The sequence below is a fragment of the Streptomyces diacarni genome, assembly GCF_003323715.1.
Classification (GTDB): domain Bacteria; phylum Actinomycetota; class Actinomycetes; order Streptomycetales; family Streptomycetaceae; genus Streptomyces; species Streptomyces diacarni.
Map to the genome: position 1 here is coordinate 180060 of NZ_QOIN01000043.1, position 24419 is coordinate 204478.

Below are 24419 nucleotides of genomic sequence, written 5' to 3' on the forward strand. Positions count from 1 at the left end.
GGCTATTCGTCATGGCTGCTTACAAATTAGTATGCGCACAGCACCGGCAGCGAGGGAAGGGATCAGCAGCCCATGACCGCACCGGAAGGGCCGCTCGTCATCGGGGTCGACAGTTCGACCCAGTCCACCAAGGTCCTCGTGGTGGACGCCGCCACCGGCGAGGTCCTCGCCCGGGGCCAGGCGCCGCACACGGTCTCTCCCGGCGACCGCCGGGAATCGGACCCCGAGGAATGGTGGCAGGCACTGAGCACCGCGGTGGCGCGGTGCGGAAAGATCGCAGGGGAGGCCGCCGCCGTCTCGGTCGCGGGACAGCAGCACGGCCTGGTGACGCTGGACGCCGACGGACGCCCGGTACGCCCTGCCCTGCTGTGGAACGACGTGCGCTCCGCGCCGCAGCGCGACCGTCTGCTGGCGGACCTCGGGGGCCCGCAGGCATGGGCCCGGCGGGTCGGCAGCGTACCGGCCCCGGCCTTCACCGTCACCAAGTGGGCCTGGCTGCGCGAGAACGAACCGGAGGCCGCGCGGGAGACAGCGGCCGTACGCCTGCCGCACGACTTCCTCACCGAACGGCTGACGGGTCAGGCGGGTACGGACCGGGGCGACGCGTCAGGCACCGGCTGGTGGTCCTCACACACCGGGTCGTACGACGAGGAGATCTTGAGCCTGGCCGCGCTGGACCCCGCTCTTCTGCCGCCCGTTCACCGAGCGGGCGAGGCCGCGGGCACGGTGGCCAAGACGGACGGCGGTTTCCTGACCCCCGGCACCCTGGTGGCCACAGGGACCGGCGACAACATGGCCGCCGCACTCGGCCTCGGGCTGCTGCCCGGACAGCCGGTGCTCAGCCTGGGCACCTCGGGCACCGTCTACGCCGTGTCCGACCGCAGCCCCGCCGACCCCAGCGGCACTGTGGCCGGCTTCGCCGACGCGGGAAGCGGCTGGCTGCCACTGGCCTGCACCCTCAACTGCACCCTGGCCGTCGACCGGCTGGCCGCGCTGCTCTCCCGCGACCGCGAGGACGTCGAAGCGGGGGGCCGCGTCACCGCCCTGCCCTTCCTCGACGGCGAGCGCACGCCCGACCTGCCGTACGCCACCGGGCTGCTGACCGGCCTCCAGCAGGCCACCACCGGCGGCCAGGTGCTCCAGGCCGCCTACGACGGCGCGGTCTTCGCTCTGCTGCGCGCTCTCGATCTCGTGCTGGGCCAGGCGGGGGACGACGCGAGTGAGGCTCCGCTGCTGCTGATCGGCGGTGGCGCCAAAGGCGTCGCCTGGCGCGAGACGGTACGGCGGCTGTCCGGTCGAGCGGTGCAGGTGCCCCGGGCGGAGGAGTTGGTGGCACTGGGCGCGGCGGCGCAGGCCGCGGGGTTGCTGTTGGGAGAGGATCCGGCCGCGGTCGCCCGCCGCTGGAAGACCGCCGACGGCCCCGCCTACGAGCCGGTCGAGCGGGACGAGGCCGCGCTCACCCGCCTGTCCGCCACCCTCGAAGGCGCCAGGACACTGCTGGACATGCGGCACTGAAATCGACCGCCCGCACCGATCGGGCCGCCCGCACCGACCGTACTCACTGCGACGACGGCAACAGGAGACCAAGACCTGTCGGCCGGAAGGAGTCCTCGGCCCCTATGCCAGGTCATGGCGCCAGTCCGCAGCGGGAGATGCGCCGGCGCAACCTGTCACGTGTGCTGCACGCGGTGGCCGAGCAGGGGCCGTGCTCGCGCGCGGCCGTGGCGGCGCGGCTGGGACTCACCCGCACGGCGGTCTCCACGCTCGTCGAGGAGTTGCTGCGCGGCGGTCTGCTGACCGAACAGGGGACCACCCCGCCCGGCGGGGCGGGCGGAGGCCCGGGACGCCCCGGCACAGCCCTCGTCCTGACCGACGCAGGCCCGTGCGGGCTGGGTGCGGAGATCGGTGTCGACCACCTCGCCGTCTGCGCGGTCGATCCACGCGGGCAGGTGCGCGCCCGCGCACGTCTGGAGTCCGACGGCCGGGACAGCGATCCAGGGGTGATCCTCACCCGTCTGCGCACGTTGGTGGACGAGGTGGCCCACCAGGCCCGCGCATTGGAGCTCCGTCCCGTCCGCCTGGCGGTGGCCGTCCCCGGGCTGGTCGCACGCGGGACGACCACCGTGGTGCGCGCGCCGAACCTCGGCTGGTACGACACCGACATCGCGGGCGCCCTCGCCGGCGCCGGAACAGGGGATCGCCCCAGCGCGGGAGCGGAGGCTCACCGCACCGCAGGGGGGAAGGATTACCGCACCGTAGGAGCTCGAAAAGGCCTGACCGCTGGAGCTCTCTCCGCGGACGCGCTGCCTCTCCTCGTGGACAACGAGGCCAACCTCGGCGCCCTCGCCGAGCTCTGGCTGGACAGTGGCCGCGTCCCCCGCGACTTCGTGCACGTCTCGGCCGAGGTCGGCATCGGGGCGGCTGTCGTTCTCTCAGGCGATCTCCTGCGTGGTACACGAGGCTTCGCCGGGGAGCTGGGACATGTTCCCGTCCGTCCGGACGGACCGCGCTGTGTCTGCGGCGGCAGGGGCTGCCTGGAGCAGTACGCGGGAGAGATCGCGCTACTGCGCGCGGCGGGCCTGCGTGCCGACGGCCCTCGCGACGCGGCTTTCACGGCTCTGGCGGAGCGGGCGGCAACGGGGGACACACGCACCCGTGACGCGCTGGAGGAGGCCGGGACGGCCCTGGGGATCGCGCTCGCCGGGACGGTCAATCTGCTCGACCCCCGTGCCGTGGTCCTGGGCGGTGCGCTGGCCCGGTTCGCGACCTGGCTCCTGCCCGCGCTGGAGCGGGAGTTGCGGGAGCGTACGGCGGCGCCCGGCGTTCCGCCCACGTTGGTGATATCCGGGCTCGGCGCGGAGGGACCGCTCCTGGGAGCCGCGCATGCCGCCGTCCGCGTGGTGCTGGACGATCCGCTGTCCCACCTGGCGTGAGTGCGGGGATGTTGCCCGCACGAAGAGCAGTCATGTGTCAGGGACGGTCGGCCGCTACTCGCCGCGTCCGCAACGCTCAGCTCGGGGCTCGCGGGTCGTCCAGAGGTCAGTCCAATGGCACAGTTGTGCGGCTCTTGGCAGCCTTCCCGGCGGCTGCCATCATCAACGCGCGTCAACTCCTCACGCACGTGCACCCATTGCTTCTCACTCTCTCCTCTTCCCCCCACTGGGAGACACGATGGACTCAGCACACCACCACACCTCCGCGTCGACCCGCCAGGCCTCCCGGCGCACGCTGCTGCGCGGCGGAACCGGCCTCGCCCTCGCCGCGGGCCTCACCGGCGCCTCGCTGCTGACCGGTGGCGCCGCGGCGGCACGCTCCAGAGAATCAGCCGGTGTCGACTATCCCGAAGCGGAGTGGATCCCCGCCTCCTCGTCCAACTACACGGTGGCCGACCGGCCGACGGAGTACCCGATCGAGTTCGTGGTCATCCACGTCACCCAGGAGTACTACGACGACGCGCTCGCCATCTTCCAGAACCCGGACAAGGCCGTCTCCCCGCACTACCTGGCCCGCTCAGCGGACGGCCATGTCGCCCAGGTCGTACGGGAGAAGAACGTGGCCTGGCACGCGGGCAACTGGAACTACAACACCCGCAGCATCGGCATCGAACACGAGGGCTGGGTCGACGAGCCCGACACCTGGTTCACGGACGCCCTGTACGAGGCGTCGGCCGCGCTGACCGCCGACATCTGCCGTCGCCACGGCATCCCGGTGGACCGCCGGAACATCATCGGCCACAACGAGGTGCCGGGAGCGGACCACACCGACCCCGGGCCGTACTGGGACTGGGCGCGCTACATGGAGCTCGTCAAGGCGCAGTGACCGTCACCGGCCCCGGCCGGCCCCTCCCGTCCCGCTCCGGCGCACAGCTCTGGGTCGCCGGCCCGGGGCGGGTGGGCCGCCCGCGGTCACGGCACGCCGGGCAGTCCGCAACCTCGCGCCCACGCACGTCAGTTCGGGCTCGCAGCACCCCTCGCGTGCGAGCGTTGCGGCACCCCTCACGTGCGAGCATTTCAGTCCATCGTGTGACTACTGACAAGAAGCCTTCTACGCGCCCCCTCACGCCCCCCATGCTCGGCGTGTGCAGCAACGGGACAGCGAGCGGGCCAACGGCCACACACGACGAAGGACACTGACGACGGCGTTCGTTGTCTGCGCCGCGCTCGGTACGGCAGGAGGGGCCTCGGCACTCGGTGCGTCCTCCCTCACGCCCCGACAAGCGGATGCCCCGAACGGTTCTTCCATGGCCCCGGCGGCTGCCGTCTCACCCGCCGACACCGGCCCAGGCGGCGCGCCCGCGGTCTCACGGCACCCGTCAGCCTCACCGCATCCGTCGGCCTCACCGCATCCGCCGCCGGTCTCGGTGTCTCCGCCGACGACTCCGAGCACCTCCATCCCCCGGCCCAGCGCCTCGGCCGGGACCGCACAGTCGTTCGGCACCACGGCAGGTCCGCAGCCGGACGGCGGTTCCCAGCTCACCGTCCACACCGACGACTCGCAGGTGACCGCGACGACCGGGCGACCTCACGGCTGTCCAGGGTCCTCCCTGACCATCCAGACCGCGCAAGGCACCGTGCACCTGTCGACCGGACATCGGCCCTGCCACTCGGAACCGCCCACGCCGACACCCACACCGACGCCGACACCCACCCCGACGCCGCCTGAGCCGACACCGAGTTCCCCCGCACCCACTCCGCCGTCCTCGCCACCCGCCAGTCCGGCGCCCCCGGCCCAGAAACCTCCGTCTGCGGCTGCCTCCAGGTCGGCGGCGCCCGCCGCGCGCACACCGGCTCCGCCTCAGTCCCCCGAACGGCCCTCGCCGGCGCCCCCGGACGAACCCAGGCCCACCTCGCCCGAGCCGTCGCCATCGCGCAGCCTTGCCGCGGCCCCCCGCCACCTCTCCCCCGACCGGCAGCAGCCCGACGGCTCCATGTCGATGGTCACCCGTACCTTGCTGGTCATCGCGCCGGCCGTGCTCGCGGCAGCTGCGCTGCGTCCTCGGACGAACAGCGCCCGACAGGCGGCTTCAGGGGCGTCCGGCGACGCGACCAGCGGCGGTTGATCCCTCCCCCTCCGCCCCTCGGTCCGCGCGCAGGCGCCGACGCACACGTTCCGGAGCACACCGCCGCACCCGCTTCCGAGTCCACTGCCACAAGCTCCACCCCCCACCCACATACGTCTCTCCGCACACCTGGAGGCCCTGTTGTCCGACTGGCTCGTTCTGGTTCTCGGCCTGCTCGCCGCATGTCTGGTGGTCGCCGCGGTCGTCCTCAGCAGACGCCGGCGCCCCAGCGGCGACCAGGACCCGACCGAGACGCCGGACGTCATCGAATACATGACCATGATGATCGGCGTCGTCTACGCGATCGTGCTGGGTCTGGCCATCGCGGGTGTCTGGGAGGAACGCAACGCGGCCGAGGCGACCGTCACACAGGAGGCGCAGGCGCTGCACGAGGTCCACGAGCGGGTCAGCACGTACCCGACGGCCGAACGGGAACGTGTACGGGAAGACGTCGAGTCCTACGTGCGCTACGCCGTGAAGACCGAGTGGTCGCACATGGTCGAGCACGGCGAACTCACCGACCGGGGCGACCGGATGCTCGGCCGGCTGCGCGCGGACGTCACCGACTACGAACCGAAGACCATGCAGCAGGCCCAGTCGTACCAGGCTGTCGTCGATCAGGTCGCCGAGGCGGACACCGCGCGGAACGCCCGGGCGGACAGTGCCGAGCCGACGATGCCCGGGGTCGTGTGGATCGGTCTGTACGCCGGCGCCATCGTCTCCGTGGGCATGCTCTTCGCCCTCCAGATCCAGCGTTCCGGCAGGGAACTGGTACTGGCCGGCATCTTCAGCGCTCTGATCGCCTTCCTGCTCTTCCTGGTCTGGCACTTCGACGCACCGTTCGCCCGAGGGCTGGAGGAACCCACTCAAGCGTTCACCTCGCTCTTCCCGCACGCGACCGGATGACGGGACGGGCCGGCGCGCGTGCGCCGGCCCACCGCTCCCCCACCCGTCGGCACTCCATCGGCGCCCCTTCGCAACCCCGTCGGCCGGACCGGACCCGGGCAGGCCGCGCGGCCGTGGGCGGGTGAGATGCTGGCCCTACTCAGAGGCGAGCGATCACGAAGGAGTCCCGGGTGTCCTTGCTCTTCCCCGCGCTGCACGCGGCGTCCTCACACACGGCGCTGCGCTTCGGCGAGCGAGCGCTCAGCTACCGGCAGCTCTCCGCCGCGGCGAGCGGCCTGGCGGTCCGCCTGGAGCCCGGCGCCCCGGTGGCCGTCTGGGCGACGCCCAGTATGGAGACGGCCGTCGCGGTGGTCGCCGGGCTGCTCGCCGGAGTGCCCGTCGTACCGGTGAACCCCAGGAGCGGCGAGAGCGAGCTGACGCACATCGTCACCGACAGCGCCCCGGGAATGGTGCTGGCCGAACCCGGAGCGGAGCTGCCGGATCCGCTCGGATCGCTGTTGCGCACCGATGTCGACCTGGGCGAGGAGGCGGTGGCGGCCAGCCCGATCCCGCCCACCGAGCCCAACGCGGAAGCGGCCGCGCTCATCGTCTACACCTCCGGCACGACCGGCCCGCCCAAGGGCGTCGTGCTCTCCCGGCGCGCGCTGGCCAGCACCCTGGACGCGCTGGAGGAGGCCTGGGAATGGACGGCGGACGACGTGCTGGTGCACGGTCTGCCGCTGTTCCACGTGCACGGTCTGATCCTCGGCGTACTCGGTCCGCTGCGCCGTGGCGGCACCCTGCGCCACCTGGGGCGCTTCACCACCGAAGGAGTGGCTCGGGAGTTGGCCGGCGGCGGCACGATGCTGTTCGGTGTGCCGACGATGTACCACCGTCTCGCCGACGCCTGCGCGAGCGACACCGACCTGGTGCGGGCACTGGCAGGGGCGCGGCTGCTGGTGTCCGGGTCCGCCGCCCTGCCACTGCACGACCACGAGAGGCTGACGGCCGCCACAGGACAGCGGGTGATCGAGCGCTACGGGATGACCGAGACGCTGATGAACACCAGCGTGCGGCCCGGCGGCACCTCCCGGCCCGGCACCGTCGGCCTCCCCCTTCGCGACGTGGACATCCGCCTCATGGACGACTCGCAGGAGCGCATTCCGGCGGAGGACACCGAGACGGTGGGCGAGCTCCAGGTCCGTGGCCCGCACCTGTTCACCGAGTACCTGGGCCGTCCGGACGCCACGACGGAGGCCTTCGACGGCGGCTGGTTCCGTACCGGCGACATGGCGACCCGGGACGCGGACGGCTCGGTGCGCCTCGTCGGCCGGAAGGCCACCGACCTGATCAAGAGCGGCGGATTCAAGATCGGGGCCGGAGAGATCGAGAACGTGCTGTTGGGCCACCCCGCCGTCGCAGAGGCCGCCGTCACCGGGGAGCCGGACGACGACCTCGGTGAGCGCATCGTCGCCTGGATCGTCCCGGCCTCGCCGCAGCAGCCCCCGCACCAGGGCGAGTTGGCAGACCTGGTGGCCGGTCAGCTGGCACCGCACAAGCGTCCCCGGGAGGTCCGCTTCCTGGATGCCCTGCCGCGCAACGACATGGGCAAAATCCTCAAGAGGGAGCTGCCGGGACAGCAGGGCTGAGGTCCGGCGCCGGGCACCTCCCGGGCGGGCCGGACCGGTGCCCGGCCGCGTGGACGAGGCGTCGCGGCGTCGCGACGTCAGCCGGGGCCTGCCGGCAGTCCGGCGGCCTCGGCCAGGCGGCGGTAGGAGTCCAGACGGTCGGCCGGTTCGTGGGTGTTGAGTGTCAACAGCACCTCGTCGGCGCCCGTCCGCCCGGCGAGCGCGGCCAAGGCGTCCGTCACCTCCGCGGCCGTGCCGCGCAGCTGCGCCTGCCGTGCCTCCTCGAAAGCGGCACGCTCCTTCGCGCTCATGGTGCGGCTGAGGACCTCACTGGCCGGGAGCAACGGGGCGAAGGTGCCCCGGGTGCGGGAGACGGCACTCGACCACGCCTCGGGGACCTGGAGGAGCTCCGCCTCCTCGCGGCTCGCCGCGACGGCGGCGTTCACCGCGACGACGACGTACGGGGAACGGGCCACACCCTGCGGGCGCTCCCCCGCCCGGCCCGCGCCACCGTACGGGCGGAACGTACGGCGATAGGTCTCCACCGCCTCACGCGTCCGGCTCTCGTCGCGCGCCGCGCCGATCACCAGCGGCAGACCGTGCTCCGCCGCCACGGCCGCGCCGGAACCGACGGCGAGCACGAACGGCGGCACATGCAGACCCTCGGCGGGACGTGCGTGCACCGGCCCGGTGCCTTCGAAGTAGTCGAGCAGCTCGGATATCTGCGCGCTGAACCCCTCGGCGGCGTCCTTGCCGACGCGCAGCGCCTTGCGGACGCCGTCGGTGAAGCCGACCGAGCGCCCCAGTCCCATGTCGATCCGACCCGGAAAGAGTGACTCGAGCACCCCGAACTGTTCCGCCACCACCAACGGCTGGTGGTTCGGCAGCATCACACCTCCCGTACCCACCCGGATACGGGAGGTGGCCGAGGCCACGGCGGCCGCCAGGACGGACGGCGCCGAGCCCGCGATGCCCGGGACCGCGTGGTGCTCGGACACCCAGAAACGCAGGTAGCCCAGCTTCTCCGCCTGCTGCGCGAAGAGCACGGTGTCACGCAGCGCCTGCCCTGGGTGCTCGCCCGCGCGGACGAGGGAGCGGTCCAGTACGGACAGCGGAACGGGAAACCGACGCGATGAAGTCACACCTGGTGCAACGCCTGCGAGCGTCACAGATTCCCGGCCCTGAGGCGAGGCGCGGTCGCCGGCCTCACCCGTCGCTCGTTCCGGCCTCCTCCAGCAGTCCGGCGTCGTGGACCAGGAGGGCCACCTGGACCCGGTTGTTGAGGTCGAGTTTGGTCAGGATGCGGGACACGTGTGTCTTGACCGTCGGCACGCTCATGTAGAGCGACTCCGCGATCTCTGCGTTCGCCTGCCCGCGTCCGACACCGAGGGCGACCTCGCTCTCCCGCTCCCCGAGCACGCCAAGAGCCTCGCGGGCGCGGGCGCGGCGGCTCTCGTACCCGGCGGGGGTGACGTGCTGGATGAGTTGCCGGGTGACGACGGGCGAGAGCACCGGCTCCCCCGAGGCCACCTTCCGTACGGCGGCGAGGATCTCGGCCGGAGGGGTGTCCTTGAGCAGGAAACCCGCGGCACCGGCTCGCAGCGCGCGCAGCACCTGGGCGTCGGCGTGGAAGGTGGTGAGCACAACCACCTCGGGTGCCCGGCTCCCGCGGCGGAGCGTCTCGGTGGCCGTGAGACCGTCCACGGTCGGCATCCGGATGTCCATCAGGACGACGTGCGGACGATGCTCCTCGACGAGCCCGAGCACCTGGCCGCCGTCCGCGGCCTCCCCCACGATCTCGATGTCGGGGCTGCCCCCGAGCATCAGCCGGAGTCCGGCCCGCACGAGGGCGTCGTCGTCGACGAGGAGCACGCGGATGGTCATGGTCATACCGTAGTCACCCGAAGGAGTGCTCCCGCCCGCGCCCGCGGGTGGGAGAGGCCTCGCGGCGCTCCTTCCTCTCACGCCGTGGCCGGGGTGACGGGCGCGTCCCAGTCGATGCGGTAGCCCAGCAGCCAGTCGCTGCCCGAGTCCTCCCGCCGAGGCCTCCCCTCCTGCCGCGCCGCAGGACGGGGCACGACCCTGTCGTTGAGACGTGCGCTGCGCGCGACGACGGCCTCCACACGCTCACGGCGAAGCGACTCGAAACGAGCGAAGGCCTCCGCCACCGTGGGCAGGTCCCTCAGGCACTTGGCCAGCACCACGCTGTCCTCGATCGCCATGGACGCGCCCTGAGCGGCGTTGGGCGCTGCCGCGTGCGCCGCGTCACCGATCAGCACCATGGAATGTCGCGACCAGACGGGTGTACGGGACAGGTCGTAGGCGTTGGTGGCGACGGTGCCCTCCGCGCTGGCCCGCACGATGTCGGCCGCGGGTGAGGCGTCGGCGGCGAAGAGACTGTGGACGTGGTCGCGCCAGCGCGCGTCCTGCCGGGGCTGTGCGGTGGACAGCTGCTCCCGGTCGAGCGCGCCCCCTGGAGTGTTGGCGAACCACCACACCTCCCCGCCGGGAGCCATGGTGCAGCCGAGAAAGGCGCGCTTGCCCTGGATCATCCGGTAGGTACCGGGCGCCGGGGCCGCCTCCGGTGCGACGCGCGGGGCGTACCCGCACACGGTGATCTGCCCCGTGTGGCGGGGCGCCGGCGCGTGCGGATCGATCAGGGTGCGGGTCACCGAGTGGAGCCCGTCGGCCCCCACGAGCAGGTCTCCCTCGGCACGGGTGCCGTCGGCGAAGTGGGCGCTCACGCGCCCGTCGGAGGCGGTGTCCGCGGTCACGAGCCGCTTGCCGTGTTCGATGGTCACGCCACGGCGCGCCGCCTCGTCGTGCAGTGCGCGGTAGAGCGTCGCACGCCGCAGAGTACGTGGGCCGAGCACGCCCGCACCGCCCGCCGCACCACCGCCGGAGACCGGACGTTCTCCCATGCTGTCGCCCGTATGCGCCATCATCTCCACGCGTTCGGCGGGGAACGAGACCCCGAGTACGGCCTGGTGGGCGCCGATGGTGCGGAGCGCTTCGAGACCGTTGTGGAACAGCACGAGGAAGGCACCCGCGTCATCGGCGCCGGCCGGGTACGCCTCGTAGACGGTGGAGCTGATCCCGGCCTTGTCCAGCGACAGCGCCGTGGTGGCTCCCGCGATACCGCCGCCGATGATGAGCGCGTGCGTCATGGCACCTCCTGTTTCGTACCCGGGTCTTCGTACCCGCTGCTGCACCGGGGCCTGGGCCCGGCCCGTGCACCGTCTCCGGTTCGGCCCGTGCGTCAGTTCCCGCGCAGTCGGTTCTTGCGGCCTGCTCCCTCCTTACGGACCCCGCACGAGGGTCGTGAGGTTGCGTGCCGCATCCACGGACTTCCCACCGGCCCCGTCGGCCCCGCTCGGCAGAGACCAGGCGTGGGGGTGCGGCACGGGTGGTACTCATGGCCGCCATGGAGTGGTTCACGCCGTGGTTTTCCGCGTCCGGATACGAGCTGAGCCGGCTGGTCCTCCAGCGTGCCCTGGCTGCCGTGTACCTCGTCGCCTTCTTCTCGGCGGCCATGCAGTTCCGCGCGCTGCTGGGTGAGAACGGGCTGCTGCCCGCCGCCGCCTTCGTGCGACGCGTGCCCTTCCGGGCGGCGCCGAGTCTCTTCCACTGGCGGTGCGACGACCGGGTCACGGTCGCGTGTGCGTGGGCCGGTGTCGCCCTCGCCGCCGCCGTGGTGGCGGGGGCCGCGGACGCGGTGCCCCTGTGGGCGTCGGTGGTCATGTGGGCACTGCTGTGGGGCTTGTATCTCTCGTTCGTCAACGTGGGTCAGATCTTCTACGGGTTCGGCTGGGAGTCGCTGCTGCTGGAAGCGGGCTTCCTGGCGATCTTCCTGGGCAACGCACGGACCGCGCCACCGGTGTTGACGCTGTGGCTGATGCGATGGCTGCTCTTCCGTGTGGAGTTCGGGGCAGGACTGATCAAATGGCGTGGCGACCCGTGTTGGCGCGACCTGACCTGCCTGTACTACCACCACGAGACCCAGCCCATGCCCTCCCCGCTGAGCTGGTACTTCCATCACCTCTCCCCGCGGTTGCACCGGATCGAGGTAGGCGCCAACCACGTGGCCCAGCTCGTCGTCCCCTTCGGGCTCTTCTTTCCGCAGCCGGTCGCCAGTGTCGCCGCGGGCCTGATCATCCTCACGCAGCTCTGGCTCGTCCTCTCGGGCAACTTCTCCTGGCTGAACTGGCTCACTATCGTCCTGGCCTTCTCCGCCGTCGACATGTCCGCCCTCAGCGGCACCCCCTCCTACGGAGCGGCCCCGCTGTGGTTCGCGGTCGTGGTGTGCGTGGCGGCGCTGCTGATCGTGGTGCTCAGCTACTGGCCCGCCCGGAACCTGGTGAGCCGGACGCAGCAGATGAACCGGTCGTTCAACGCCCTGCACCTGGTCAACACGTACGGGGCCTTCGGCAGCGTCACCCGTGTACGCCAGGAGATCGTGCTGGAGGGCACCGACGACGAGCGGCTCACCGCCGACACGGCATGGCGGGAGTACGAGTTCAAGGGCAAGCCGGGCAACGTACGCCGCCTGCCGCGTCAGTTCGCCCCGTACCACCTTCGCCTCGACTGGCAGATGTGGTTCGCCGCGCTCTCCCCCGCCTACACCAGGGGCTGGTTCGAGCCGCTGGTGGAGCGTCTGCTGGTCAACGACCGCCCGACCCTCCGGCTGCTGCTTACCAACCCGTTCCCCGAGCAGCCGCCCACGCACGTGCGGGCTCTGCTGTACCGCTACCGCTTCACGACGCGTGAGGAGCGACGGGAGACCGGCGCGTGGTGGCACCGCACCTTCGTGCGCGAGTTCCTGCCGCCCGTCCACGTCTCAGGGGAACAAGGAAACCGCACATCGTAGACACCCCCGCATGGCCTCACCAGTCACCCTGGCATGGCCTCCATGTCCCTCACCTACAGCGGTCGATCCGGGACGATCAGGGCTTCACCATCGCCGGCACGGACACCGGCACCGGCACCGGCACCGGCATGCGAACACCGGAGCCCGCGCCGGCCGGTGACGGTCAGGGCGCCGGCACCCGGGCCACCTCCGGCGAGGAGGACTCCAACGGCACCGACCACGAGCGCACCAGCCCCAGTTGTGCCGCCTGGCGGGGCAGCACCGCGTCCAGCGCCCAGTCCGCCAGCACACGGATCCGGTTCCCCGGCATGGACGCCAGGTGGTAGCCGCGCGTCACAAGGTTGGCGAGGGGGCCCGAAAGGGGCACGCGCAGCGGATTCGCCGCCGCCTGGACCCCGCCCAGATCCACCATGAACCCGAGGTCATGGTGCTTGTACGGCCGGGAAGCGCCGTGACCGAACGAAGCAGCCAGGTTACGTCCCGCTGTCTTCCCCTGCCGCACGGCGTGCTGTGCCGTCATCGGCGTGATCTCTCCCGGCCTGGTCAGGTCGGGCACCGCGGCGGCGTCGCCGCACGCCATGACCTCCGGGTGGCCGGGCACACGGAGGTACTCGTCGACCACGAGCCGACCCTGTTGCGTCTCCAGACCCAGGTCCTGTACGAGCGGATCGGGGCGGACGCCCACGCACCAGATGAGGGAACGGGTCGGCACGAACTCGCCGTCGTCCAGCAGCACGCCCTCGCTGGTGGCTTCCTTGACGGACGTGCCCGCCCTGACATCGACACCCCGTTTGCGCAGCACCCTGTCCGCGGTGTCGGAGAGCCGCTGGTCCAGCTCGGGCAGGATGCGCGGGGCGATGTCCAAGAGCATCCAGCGCGACCGTCCGGTGTCCTTTCCCCCGCGACGGCGGTCCGCGGAAGGCTCGTCCCCGGGCGACCCGTTGCGGCTGTGCTGCCGGGCCAGCGAGTCCGTGAACGTCTTGCCGTGCGCCGCGACCTCCGTGCCGGTGTAGCCGGCCCCGACGACCACGAACGTACGGCGGGCTTCCGCCTCCCGCTCATCGTCCGCCGCGGCGGCCAACGCGATCTGACGGTTGACGTGATCGCGCAGGTAGAGGGCTTCCGGCATGCCGCGGAAACCGTGTGCGTGCTCGGCGACACCGGGGATCGGCAGCAGCTTGTTGACGCTGCCGACGGTCAGCAGCAACCGGTCGTAGTCCAGCTGCGACGAACGGCCCTCGGGGTCGACGTACCGAAGACGGCGTTGGCCGAAGTCGATGTCGTCCACCTCGCCGAGGACGAGCCGTACTCGGGGCAGCGTCCCGGCGAGCGAGACGGACACCCGGCGCGGCTCCAGCATGCCGGAGGCGACCTCGGGCAGCAGTGGCATGTAGAGGAAGTAGTCGTTGGGGTTCACCAGCACGATCTCCACCGCGCCACGAAGCGTGCGCGAGAGGGTGCGCGCCGCCTGGTACCCGGCGAATCCAGCTCCGACGATCACAATGCGGGACCGGCTCACAGCCGAGACCTCCTCCCCTGGAGCGAGGCCGGTGCCTTCCGGCGGCTCCGGCCGTCTGTCGCAGACCAGCCGGGGTTCCCCCCGCAGCCTCGGCGAAACCCCGCCGCGACTCCCGTCGGCCCCGTTGTCGTCCGGCTGCCCGGCCCTCGTTCGTGAGTTCGACTCTCCGACGTGCTGTCGCGTGCTGGCGTGGCGTCGAGCTGTCGAGCTGTCGCCCGTCCAGTCGTCCGCCAGCCACCAGGCGGGGTGACCGGACAGCCAGGCGGCCGGGCCGTTCGATCTTGTCCGCCCCGGGTCCGGACGGGGAGCCGGCCGGTGGTCCCGCTCCCGGTCCCGGGCCGGAGGGGGTGGCGGCGAGCACCCCCTGAAGTGCTGTATTGTTCTTTGTGCGCGAGCGGAGAGGGGAAAGCCCCGAACCGAGCGAGCACCGGGACGTGGCGCAGTTTGGTAGCGCACTTGACTGGGGGTCAAGGGGTCGTGGGTTCAAATCCCGCCGTCCCGACCAGCGTTTTCGCAGGTCACATAGGTCACTCCCGCCGTAAGGCGGGGTGGCTTTTCTTTGCGTTCCGGGGTGGTGGTCGCATGGTGGTCGCAGTTCCTCCGTCCCTGGCACGGCTATCGGCTGACTGGTATGCGCTGTCAGGATCGAGGGCGACCTGGTGGAGCGCGGAGGACAGCTCCCGATGTCCCTGTGGGAACACATCGAGGGAGCCGAGACCGCAGAAGGCGGGCTCGTCGGCGCACGGTCGGCACGATGCTCGGCCCGCTGCACCGACGGCTCGCTGAGCACCCCGCCGCTGCGCCCCGTCAGCGTACCGGCGCCGGGGCTGCGACCTGCCGAGAGCCTGTGCCCGCTTCGACCGGGTCCTGCGCCATCGGCTGAACTGGAAGCACGCCTCGATGGTCGCCGCTCCCGGTCACCACGCTGCGGACCCCGTCTGTGTTTCCACCTCAAGCCCGTCAGCTACGACGCCACCACTCATCGAAGCCCTGGGGCAGCTCAGGTGTGCCACCGCGGGGAGCAGGCGGTGCTGATCCGGCGCGGACTGTCCGCCCACTGGGGCCGCGCGATGCGCAGCCGGCTTCGATCCGGACTGGCTCACCCTTGAGCGATTACCCGCCTACGCACCCGAACTCAACACTGTGGAACGGCTGTGGGCATCGCTCAAAAACGCGAACTCGCCAACCTTGTCGATGACCACCTCGCCGATGTCGTCGACGCCACCGAACGCGACATCCATCGCATCAGCCGGAAACGATTGACGACGTTCCTCAACCACAAAAACGAGAGGCCCGGCGAGCCGGTGGCCGGTCTGCTGCGGCCGGGGAACACGGGCGGCAACACCGCCGCAGACCACATCACCACGGCCCAACTGCCGAAGAGGTACCGGCGCGGACGGCGGACGCTGATCCGTACCGACTCAGCCGGCGGTACCCCGATATCGTCGTCTGGCTCGCTCAGCGGGGCCGGTGGCTGTCGTACTCGGTCGGTATGGTGATCTCCCCCGCCATCCACCAGCACTGTGCTGAAGGTTCCTGCCTCACCCTGGGCCCCTGCCGTCGAGCCCGACGGTGAGATCCGTGACGGGGCCTGGGTCGCCGAACTCGACGGTGACGTCCTGACCGGCTGGCCGGAAGGGATGCGGCTGATCGACCGCAAGGAACAACCGCCCCCCCCCGGAGCACAGTTGAGGCTCAGCGACGCCGACGGGATCCGGCTGACCTGCCTCGCTACCAAGACGATCGAGGTCCAGATCGCCGCACTGGAGCTACGGCACCGACAACGCACGAGCGCCGAGGACCGCATGCACGCCGCACGGGCCACCGGACTGCGCAACCTGCCCCTGCACGACACCGCGCAGGACCAGATCTGGCAGGAAACCGGCCAGATCGCTCTCGGTCTCCTGGCCTGGAAGCCGATGCTCGCCCTCACCGGACAAGCCCGCAGGTGGGAGCCCCGACGCCTACGGCTGCGGCTGTTCTCCGCAGCCGCTCAGCTCGTCACCACCGGGCACCGCCGCATCCTCCGCTTCGCCGAAGGCCCTGGACCGGCGTGATCACCGACGCCCTACAACGACTCACTGCCCTGCCGAACCCCCGGCTGACCAGCTACGCCCCGTCCCTACGAGCGGCATCACCCGGCCGGAACCGTGGAAACCGCGCCCACCCGACGCGACAGCCGGGGCATCAGCCTCCACACGCACAGAGACCTCCGGCCCCGAACGAGCCGAGAGAGCCAGTCAGCACGCTGACGGGCCTCACGGTAGATCGAGGCAAGAGGCTTTGGTCGATGCCCAGCGCCAGGCCGTAGGCTTTGCAGCTGAGCAGGCCACAGACCGCAGACCGCAGCCGCCTCAACGACTTCGTCGCGGGCATTGTCGACCTCACTCTCGGCCTGTGTGACTCGACACATTTTTGAACCTCCCCCGCCATGGATTCGTCGTACGGGGCAGGAGCATGGGAGCAAGAACGTGGAGCCTTTGCGGCCGAGCGACGGCGCCCGTGTGACGAAATGCACCAGCGAGAACGGACAGCGCACTATGGGTCGGCACCGACGAATAACCAAGACCTCCCGCAACGCCCTGGCTTCCAAGGCAGTGCTTGCCGCGGGGGTCCTCATACCGACGGTCGCCTCAGTAGGATCGGCCCACGCGGCCACTCCACAGGCCGCGGTCTGCACCTCGGACAGTCCGGAACTCGCCGAGCAGCTGACCGAGGACATCAACTCGGCGCTGGACGTCTCCGACAACACGACGTCGGTCAGCCTCCACGACCGCACCACGAACACCACCTGCACCGTGGATGCGGACCACAAGTACGACTCCGCCAGTACGGTGAAGGTGACTGTCCTCTCCACGCTGCTCTGGGACGCGCAAAAGGACGGCCGTGCCCTGACGGCGGAGGAGAAGAAGCTCGCCACGGCCATGATCACGAAGTCCGACAACGACGCCACCACCACGCTGTGGAAGCAGCTCGGACCGGACAAGATCAACGGATTCCTCGAGGCCGCGGGCATGACCAACACCAGCCTCGACCCTGACCTGGCCTGGGGACTCACCCAGGTCAATGCCAACGACGAGGAAAAGCTTCTGCAGCTGGTGACGCACGCGAACCCGGTGCTGAGCGACGACTCCCGTGCCTACATCCTCAAGCTCACCGGAGACGTCATTCCCTCCCAGCGTTGGGGTACCCCGGCAGGCGCGCCGGACGACGCCGAGGTGCATGTGAAGAACGGCTGGCTGGAACGGGCCTCGAACGGTTGGCGCGTACACAGCCTCGGCGCGTTCACGGGCGCCGGCCATGACTACACGATCTCCGTGCTCTCGCAGGACAACAAGACGATGGACGAGGGCGTCGACAACATCGAGAACGTCGCCCGTGCGGTCCACAAGGACCTCAACTCCCGGTCCTCCGACACCCTGCGGTAAAACCTCCGCATCTTCACGGTTTCTCCGCCAATGGGCTCAGCCCCCGCCACCGTGGCAGCGGCAGCGTCCGACCGGCAGAACCCGTGCGAGGCGGTTCCGCTTCCTCAGTCTGGCTCTGCGCCAGGCCACCGGCGGCAACCTGATGGACGCTGCGACCGTGGTCTGCTTCAGGGCACGGTCCCAGCTCCAGGCAACGCTTCAGCGATACCGGCGCAGACACCTTGCGATGACGGGCAACCGGTCACGGCCGAGCGATGTCATGCTGCACTCCGGCGCTCGGGACCGGGGCGGGTGGCTCCGGCCGGGGACGAGGTCATCTCGGCAAAGCTGGTTCACCACGCCCGCCACGTCCCGCGGAAGCTCGACACAGGTGCAGGGGCACATACGGCCGCCTTGTCTGGAAAACTCGCTTGGCTGACGGCGACGGCTTCCGGACACCACGTAGCCCGAATTCTTTCTCGATCGCCTCCAGCGCGGCGCCGGGACGGGGAAAGCCCGCAAATCTACGGCTCGCGGGCAGGAAGAAGCCGACATGGTCGAGAGTGAACTGCACGTCCGCCGGGCTCCATGAGCGAGGTATTTGTCATCTGTGCTGTGCGCCAGAGGCCGGTGACGACACCGTGCGAGAAGGGCTCACGGCAAATCTCGCCGGGCTGAACCTCCGGCAGGCTACAGGTTGGTGACGGGCAGTTCTCAGCAATGCCGCCCCCGGTGGGATCCGTGACGCCGCGTGACGCGGTCACGATGTCCCCGCACCCGATGACTCCATCGAGCGCAACGTGCACGTGAGCCCGCTGACATGGTTGGCCCCGTGCGCCTCCTGGAACCGGACAGGACGGGAGCAGAGAAAGCGGGGCCGTGTGCGAGTACGCCCGGAACGCCCGCTGGAACTCGGCCGGGCAGCTCTTGGCCTGGGGGGCTGGCACCACCGCACTCGTCGGTGCCATACACATCCGACGGCGGCGCCACCAAAGCCGCCCGACCGCGGAACCACGGCAGGTCCGCGACAAAGGACACACACCGGAGTAGCGCGTCGGACTGAAGGCTCCTTACGGGGGCCGTTTCGATCCACGTGGCCCTGTCCGCGAGTGACCCGGTTCAGGTCCTCACATGTGGACTCCACATTGCAGGGATCTTCCTCTGGTCCCGCACGGTGTCCGGATGTCCACTGAGCAGGACCTTCCGGCCGATGCCGTGTCCGATGACGCGGCGGCCCGGCGAGTGCGGGAGCCGTGTCAGCGGACGACGTCGAACACGTTCTTCTGCAGGCCGTTGGCGTATGCCTCGTGCTCAACCAGCTTCAGCTTCTGGGTGTCCTTGTCCGTGGCGCTGAACAGGCGCTTGCCCGCGCCCAGCAGGAGCGGGAAGACGAGCAGGTGGTAGCGGTCGATCAGGCCGGCGTCCGAGAGGCTCTGGTTCAGGGCGGCGCTGCCGTGGACGATGATCGGGCCGCCCTCGGTCTCCTTCAGGGCGGCGACCTCGTCGAGCGAGCGCAGGATGGTGTTCTCGCCCCAGCCCGTCACCAGTTCGTCCTCGGTGAGGGTGGTGGAGACGACGTACTTCGGCATCATCTTGTAGGCGGCGAAGTCCGCCATGTCCGGCCACACCGGGCTGAACGCCTCGTAGCTGGTCCGGCCCATCAGCATCGCCGTGGCCTCCGTCTGCTCGCGGCCCTTGATGTCGAACGCCTCGGGGAGGAACTCGATGTCCTTGAAGGTCCAACCGGAGTTCCGGTAGCCGGGCTCGCCGCCCGGGGCCTCCACGACGCCGTCGAGCGAGATGAAGGCAGTGCTGATCAAGGTGCGCATCCAAGGTTCCTCGGTGTCTCGTATCCGGTTCTCAGCGGGTCGGATCGGCGCACGCTTCGACCACACTTGCGGCTGCGGCGCACCAACCATGATCTATGACTGTTGATCACGAAGAAACTCATCGGTCCGCGCCCGATCTTTTCTGACGGTCTCGCCGACCGGCTCGGCTCGGAGGGCACTACCTACCCCTGGCTGCGGCACCTACCAGCAGCGCAACAGCGCTTTGCGGTGAAGGACCCGCCTCAACCGGTGATGCCGGATGGTCATGCAGCCGGCCTCGGTGATCTGAACGAAACCGCCCAGGTGTTGCGGGTGTGAGCTCGATGGCCTCAGCCGCCCCACCGGTTGGGTTTCCTTTCCCCGGTCTGGTGTGCCGTGGCGGCCAGAAATGCGTGGGCGAGCATGGCCAAGGTGACGTGCCGATACCAGCCCACGTAGCGGCACAGCGGCGGATTCCGTACTGGTCCAGGCCGCCCTCACTCTTCGCGGCGTGGAAGCACTCCTCGATCGCCCAGCGCGCGGCGGCGAAGTCCCACACTCCCGAAGCGATGGCTGATGGCGGGAAGAGAACATCCGGTTCGAGGCCCCGGTGCGCGGTGGCGTGCTCGGTGGCCACCTGGACAAGCGGCCCTGCCGCTGTCACTACCTGCCCCGCTGTCGCACGATCGAGGGGCGCACGATCGAGGGGCGCACGATCGAGGGGCGGTCTCCAGGAGACCGCCCTGCCGCTCGGAGTCCCGCCACACTCCCGCCACCCAGCGAGCACCGCAGGTCAGACACCAAAAATCCTGACACCAAAAATCCTGCTGGAGTACTAGGCATGGACCATCGCGGCCAGCTTGACGCGTGACGTTATGTCGAGTTTGCGGTAGATGCTGCGCAGATGGTAGTTCACCGTGTGGTGCGAGAGTGACATCTGCTCAGCTGCCTGGCGGTTCGTCATTCCCGTGGCGACCAGGCGGGCGATGGTGCGTTCCGTCTCCGTCAGGGCCGCCCAGCCTTGCACCGGGCGGTCGGCACACTTCCAGTGGCGCTTGCGCACACCCCGTTCCCGCAGGCTGTGCCGGACCCGGGCGGCGTCCCGTGGTGCTCCGGACCGCACGTAGGCGCCGACGGCCCGCTCCAGGTGGTGTACGGCCGTGTTCCGGTCTTCGCACAGGCCTGCCAGGTCCTCCTGGGCCTGGGCCCGGGACCAGGGGTCCTGGTGCAGGTCCGCAGCGCGCCGGAGCGCCGCGGTGTCGCCCCGCAGCAGCCCCCGCGCGTGTTCGGCCGCCGCGCCGAGCACTTGCCGGCCCGGGTTGTTCCGGACCAGGAACCCCGCGGCGGCCGACGCCTCGGCGGCGAACTCCGGCAGCTTGGCGGCCAGCGCTGTGCGCACCAGCCATGGAGCCGTGTACGGGGCGTGCAGCAGCAGCCCGTACGGGCTGGCCCCTTCGGACAGCCGCCGTTCGGCCATCCGCACGGCGGCCCTGGGCCCCTGGCGCGCCTCGGTGACCAGTAGCACGGCCCACAGCGCGGAGGGGGTGGTCCAGCTGGAACGGTGCCCGGTCAGCGCCGCGTCGAGGAACTCGGCCTGCCGCACCGCGGCCGGTATGTCCACCCGGCGCAGCGAGGCGACGGCCAGTACCGCCCGGGCGAGCGGCGCGAGCGCGCCGGTCCCGTACTGCCGGCTCAGATCGAGGGCCGCTTCGGCCGCCGTCCCGGCGGCGGATACCTTTCCCTGTTCGAGCTGGAGCAGCGCCCGCAGGCTCCCGGTCATCGCGTGCCACCCTCGGCCGCCGCTCGCATCGGCCCGGGCCTCGGCTTCGCGCAGTTCGGCTTCCGCTTCGGCGAATCCGCGCAGGCTCACCAGATACTGGACGCGGGCCGCTCCGGCGAAGGTCGCGGCCACGCGGTCGCCCCAGGACGGTGCGGGGCCGCTCGCGCTGCTCTCGTGCAGCATGTCGAGCGACTCCGCGACCCGTCCCTCGCACCAGGTGCGGTGGCTGCCGGCGACGTCCGGATCGGCACACCGGGGCCGGTCCGCGTCCTTTCGGTTGTCCCTGCGGTCCGCCGCCGGCCAGGGCTCCCGGCGGGCGTTGCCCCACCGGGAGGAACAGCAGTCCAGGAGCAGGGCGGTCTCGCGTGGGGCCCGGGGCCTGCCGGCCCGGCTCAGCACCTGCCGGGCCTGCGCGGCGGCCGCCGCCAGGTCGCCGGCGCACAGGTGCACGGCTCCCAGCCGGGCGTGGAGCAGCCCCGCCGAGCCGGGTCCCAGCGGGCGCTTGAGCGCCTCGTCCAGACAGTGGACCGCCTCTGACAGCAGTCCACGGACCGCTAATCCGGCGGCCTTGATCCGTACGAGCCGGACCCGGCCGTCCTCCTCCAGCAGCGGCAGCCGCAGCGCCTGCGCGGCGACGTCCGAGGCGGCGACCGGATCGTCCCGGGCCCGGCGGGCGACTGCCTCGGGCAGGCTCAAGGCGGCCCTGCGGTCCCCGTTCTCGGCCGCCCGCAGCAGGTATCCGGCGCTGAGCTCGTCCGCGCCGCCACAGGCCAGCAGCCGATGGCCGACGTCCCGCAGGATCGCGCCACGGACCGGGCGGGGAACGGTCTCGCGCACCGCCTGCCACACCAGGAGGTCCTTGAAGGCCGGCAGCGAGCCCTCCTCGGTCAGCACCCCGGCATCCCGCGCCTCCCGGATGGCGGGCAGCAGGCTCAGCGGGCTGTGGCCGAGAACGGCCGAGAGGGCTTCCAGATCGAAGGACTGCCCCAGGACGGAAGCGATGTCGAGCATCCGGCGGGTGCTCTCGGACACGCTGGTGAGCCGCCCGGAGGCGAGCGCGCGGGCCTGTGGGGGGAGCACGCCCCAGCGGTGCGGCCGCGCGGTGCCGTCGGGTGCGGTGTCCACACCGGCCTCCAGTAAGCCGGTCAGCACGCGCATCAACCGGGCCGGAACGCCGCCGGCGTAACTGCACACCTCCATGATCTCCGGCCCGGGGGGTATCCCCAGCACCTCGGCCGCAAGCCGCTCGATCGCCTCCCGGGGCAGCGGCAGCAGCCGGCAGCAGAGCACGGCCAGGCTCTGGTCGTCGTGCCGGTGCACCGGTTCGCCGTCCCAAGCCGTGGCCGGTTCGGCGGCCGGTGCGGCGGCCTGTTCCGTGACATCGTCCGGGCAGGCCAGTACGACCACCAGGGGGCGGGCCGAGCGCGCGTCGGCCCTGCGGACGATCCGCAGGGCCGACTCGGCCGAACGGCACCAGTCCACGTCGTCGAGGGCGACCACGACCGCGCCCCGCGGGCTGCCGCCTGGCGCGTGGAAGTCGACCCAGCCCTGCCATCGGGCGACGAACTCCGCCAACGGCTCCTCGCGCAGTTCCTCCAGGAGATACCGGAGTGAGACGCCGGACAGCCCGGCGGCGTTCAGCTGCACGACCTCCAGCCCCGATCCGGCCGCGAGCCGGGACGCCGAAGCCAGGAAGGTGGACTTCCCGGCGCCCCGGCCGCCGGTGACGATCAGCAGTCCGGTACCCGGTCCGTTCGCTCTGGCCAGCAGCGTTCTGACCAGTCCCAGCTCCCTGCCCCGCCCGTACAGACCGGCCATCATGACCTCCTCGCGTCGCGCGCGGTGCCCGGGGTCCGGGAGCCCCGGACGGTCCGGGCCGGGCGGCCCGGCCTCGGTGCAGGATGCCGAGTTCTCCGGTACCCCGCCAGGAGCACGAGCGGGATTCGGTCAGCTCCGGGACCGGGGTGCCGGCCTGGCGAATCCGAACAGCAGAACGGCCGGCACGAGGCCGACGAGCACCGCGTTGGTCGCCGCGCCCGCTCCCGTGAGGATGTCCACATAGCGGACCAGGACGACCGTGACGCCCGTCATGAGCACCAGCGACACGAGTGCCACCACGAGGACGGACCGCCTCCTGGGCAGCCCCGGGGTGCGCCAGAAGAACACCGCGACCGCCAGTGCCGTGATCGCCTGGAGGAGTATCACGCCGATGATGCCCGGGGTGTTCAGCCAGATCAGCATCGTCCGGTACGGGTCGCTGCCCGCTGCCGCGAAGCCCGTGATCACGACGGCGGACAGCAGGCTCTGGCACACTCCGGCCACCAACGGCGACCGGTGCCGCGGCTGCACCCGGGAGAGCCCACCGGGCAGCAGCCCCTGCACCGCCAGGGAGTGGATGTAGCGGTTCACCATGTTGTGGAAGGCCAGCGCGGAGGCGAGCACGCTGGTGATGATGAGGACCTTCATCACGTCCGCGGTCCACGCGCCGACGTAGCGCTCGGCGGCGATGTAGTACATGTCCCGGGTGCTGTGCACCGATACGGAGACCGTCTGGACCGGGCCGAACGCCTGGATGATGCTCCACACCACGAAGGTGTAGAAGGTGCCGAGGAAGACCAGCGCCGCGAGGGTCGCCCGGGGCACCGACCGGTCGGGGTCGCGGGCCTCCGCCCGGAAGATGGCGGTGGACTCGAAACCGAGGAAGGAGCCGAAACACACCGTCAGCGCGGCGGCCATGCCCCCGGTCCATACGTGCGAAGGGCGGAACGAGTCCCAGGACAGGCCCTGCGCCCCGCCCTGGACCACGATGGCCACGGCCACCACGGCCAGCACCACGGCCTCGACGGCCAGGAGCACCCCGAGCACCCGGGCGCCGATCTCGACCCCCCGGTACCCCAGGAACCACACCAGGACGACGCCCGCCAGCGCGGGGACCGCCCAGTGCACCCCCGTGCCGGTCAGCGCACGCAGGACCGGGCCGACGGAGCTGCCCAGAATCGCGTAGCCGCTGATCTGGATGCCGTTGTACGCCAGCAGGGCCAGCAGCCCGGCGCCCGCACCGGCCCGCCGCCCCAGCCCCCGCTCCACATACGCGTAGAAGGCGCCGGGGCGGCTGACGTACTTGGTCATCGCGACGAAGCCCACGGCGAACACGGCCATCACCGTCGCTGCCCCGAGATAGCCCGCGGGGGCGCCGATGCCCCCGAGCATGATGCTCAGCGGTGCGACGCCGGCCATCACGGTCAAAGGTGCGGCTGCGGACAGCACCATGAGAGTGATTCCGGACGCGCCGAGGGCCCCCTGCCGCAGCTGCTGTTGCCGAGCCGGGCCGGGTCGCGCGGAGCTGACGTCACCCATGGGCGGGGCACCGGGCCTTTCGTCGGAGGCGGGCGGGAGGTGGACGGCTGCGGCGGGGCGGAACCGCGCCGGTATGCGTGAGCGGAGGCGTGCACTGATGAGCGGGGAG

General features: G+C 71.1%; 16 protein-coding genes, 1 tRNA gene and 3 pseudogenes. 11 read left to right on the forward strand and 9 right to left on the reverse strand.

Annotation, left to right across the window (positions count from 1 at the left end; translation table 11 throughout):
* Positions 1-72 precede the first annotated feature (72 nt).
* From xylB to DTL70_RS14860, 3 genes are all read left to right on the forward strand, one after another.
* Positions 73-1515 (forward strand): xylulokinase, encoded by a 1443-nt coding sequence (xylB, locus tag DTL70_RS14850; protein ID WP_114022391.1) that lies wholly within the window; start codon positions 73-75, stop codon positions 1513-1515.
* Between the two features lie 104 nt (positions 1516-1619).
* Positions 1620-2933, forward strand: coding sequence for an ROK family transcriptional regulator (locus DTL70_RS14855; protein WP_114022392.1), 1314 nt, complete (start codon positions 1620-1622; stop codon positions 2931-2933).
* Between the two features lie 238 nt (positions 2934-3171).
* Entirely contained in the window at positions 3172-3819 is a 648-nt protein-coding gene (locus tag DTL70_RS14860; RefSeq protein ID WP_114022393.1) for an N-acetylmuramoyl-L-alanine amidase, read from the forward strand.
* Between the two features lie 975 nt (positions 3820-4794).
* Here the strand turns inward: DTL70_RS14860 and DTL70_RS33540 are convergent.
* The gene (locus DTL70_RS33540; RefSeq protein WP_181860931.1) at positions 4795-4959 is read right to left on the reverse strand and encodes a hypothetical protein; all 165 of its coding nucleotides are present in this window, start codon (positions 4957-4959) and stop codon (positions 4795-4797) included.
* A gap of 241 nt (positions 4960-5200) precedes the next feature.
* Between DTL70_RS33540 and DTL70_RS14870 the strand changes: the two genes are divergently transcribed.
* Positions 5201-5965 (forward strand): bestrophin-like domain, encoded by a 765-nt coding sequence (locus tag DTL70_RS14870; RefSeq protein WP_114022395.1) that lies wholly within the window; start codon positions 5201-5203, stop codon positions 5963-5965.
* 170 nt (positions 5966-6135) lie between these two features.
* Positions 6136-7593 carry an acyl-CoA synthetase gene (locus tag DTL70_RS14875; protein WP_114022396.1) on the forward strand — a complete coding sequence of 486 codons (1458 nt, stop codon included), beginning with the start codon at positions 6136-6138 and terminating at the stop codon, positions 7591-7593.
* A gap of 77 nt (positions 7594-7670) precedes the next feature.
* On the opposite strand, the gene DTL70_RS14880 is transcribed toward DTL70_RS14875, so the two are convergent.
* From DTL70_RS14880 to DTL70_RS14890, 3 genes are all read right to left on the reverse strand, one after another.
* The gene (locus tag DTL70_RS14880) at positions 7671-8714 is read right to left on the reverse strand and encodes an MsnO8 family LLM class oxidoreductase (protein ID WP_114022397.1); all 1044 of its coding nucleotides are present in this window, start codon (positions 8712-8714) and stop codon (positions 7671-7673) included.
* A gap of 64 nt (positions 8715-8778) precedes the next feature.
* A complete protein-coding gene (locus DTL70_RS14885; RefSeq protein WP_114022398.1) occupies positions 8779-9462 on the reverse strand; it encodes a response regulator transcription factor in 684 nt (227 codons plus the stop codon).
* 71 nt (positions 9463-9533) lie between these two features.
* A complete protein-coding gene (locus DTL70_RS14890) occupies positions 9534-10739 on the reverse strand; it encodes an FAD-dependent monooxygenase (protein WP_114022399.1) in 1206 nt (401 codons plus the stop codon).
* A 248-nt stretch (positions 10740-10987) separates the two neighbouring features.
* Here DTL70_RS14890 and DTL70_RS14895 point away from each other — a divergent pair, with 248 nt between their 5' ends.
* A complete protein-coding gene (locus DTL70_RS14895) occupies positions 10988-12439 on the forward strand; it encodes a lipase maturation factor family protein (RefSeq protein ID WP_425470367.1) in 1452 nt (483 codons plus the stop codon).
* 163 nt (positions 12440-12602) lie between these two features.
* Here the strand turns inward: DTL70_RS14895 and DTL70_RS14900 are convergent, their stop codons facing one another.
* A complete protein-coding gene (locus tag DTL70_RS14900) occupies positions 12603-13958 on the reverse strand; it encodes an NAD(P)/FAD-dependent oxidoreductase (protein WP_114022400.1) in 1356 nt (451 codons plus the stop codon).
* 428 nt (positions 13959-14386) lie between these two features.
* Here DTL70_RS14900 and DTL70_RS14905 point away from each other — a divergent pair.
* The 4 genes and pseudogenes from DTL70_RS14905 (at position 14387) to DTL70_RS14915 (ending at position 17386) form a co-directional block, all read left to right on the forward strand.
* Positions 14387-14463: transfer RNA gene (locus DTL70_RS14905), tRNA-Pro, on the forward strand.
* 626 nt (positions 14464-15089) lie between these two features.
* Positions 15090-15221: pseudogene (locus tag DTL70_RS34955) on the forward strand (hypothetical protein); the annotation flags it as partial.
* Positions 15218-16056: pseudogene (locus tag DTL70_RS14910) on the forward strand (transposase); the annotation flags it as partial. The pseudogenes DTL70_RS34955 and DTL70_RS14910, both read left to right, overlap by 4 nt.
* Positions 16057-16498: 442 nt before the next feature.
* Entirely contained in the window at positions 16499-17386 is an 888-nt protein-coding gene (locus tag DTL70_RS14915; RefSeq protein ID WP_114022401.1) for a serine hydrolase, read from the forward strand.
* 1235 nt (positions 17387-18621) lie between these two features.
* Here the strand turns inward: DTL70_RS14915 and DTL70_RS14920 are convergent.
* Positions 18622-19194 (reverse strand): dihydrofolate reductase family protein, encoded by a 573-nt coding sequence (locus DTL70_RS14920; protein WP_114022402.1) that lies wholly within the window; start codon positions 19192-19194, stop codon positions 18622-18624.
* Between the two features lie 102 nt (positions 19195-19296).
* On the opposite strand from DTL70_RS14920, the gene DTL70_RS33250 reads away from it, so the two are divergent.
* The gene (locus DTL70_RS33250) at positions 19297-19512 is read left to right on the forward strand and encodes a hypothetical protein (RefSeq protein ID WP_147266781.1); all 216 of its coding nucleotides are present in this window, start codon (positions 19297-19299) and stop codon (positions 19510-19512) included.
* Positions 19513-19523: 11 nt separating this feature from the next.
* Here DTL70_RS33250 and DTL70_RS14925 read toward each other — a convergent pair.
* The 3 genes and pseudogenes from DTL70_RS14925 to DTL70_RS14935 all read right to left on the reverse strand — a co-directional run.
* Positions 19524-19720, reverse strand: a pseudogene (locus DTL70_RS14925) (IS701 family transposase); the annotation flags it as partial.
* Between the two features lie 288 nt (positions 19721-20008).
* Entirely contained in the window at positions 20009-22774 is a 2766-nt protein-coding gene (locus DTL70_RS14930; protein ID WP_181860932.1) for a helix-turn-helix transcriptional regulator, read from the reverse strand.
* Between the two features lie 126 nt (positions 22775-22900).
* Positions 22901-24310 carry an APC family permease gene (locus DTL70_RS14935; RefSeq protein WP_114022404.1) on the reverse strand — a complete coding sequence of 470 codons (1410 nt, stop codon included), beginning with the start codon at positions 24308-24310 and terminating at the stop codon, positions 22901-22903.
* Positions 24311-24419 lie beyond the last annotated feature (109 nt).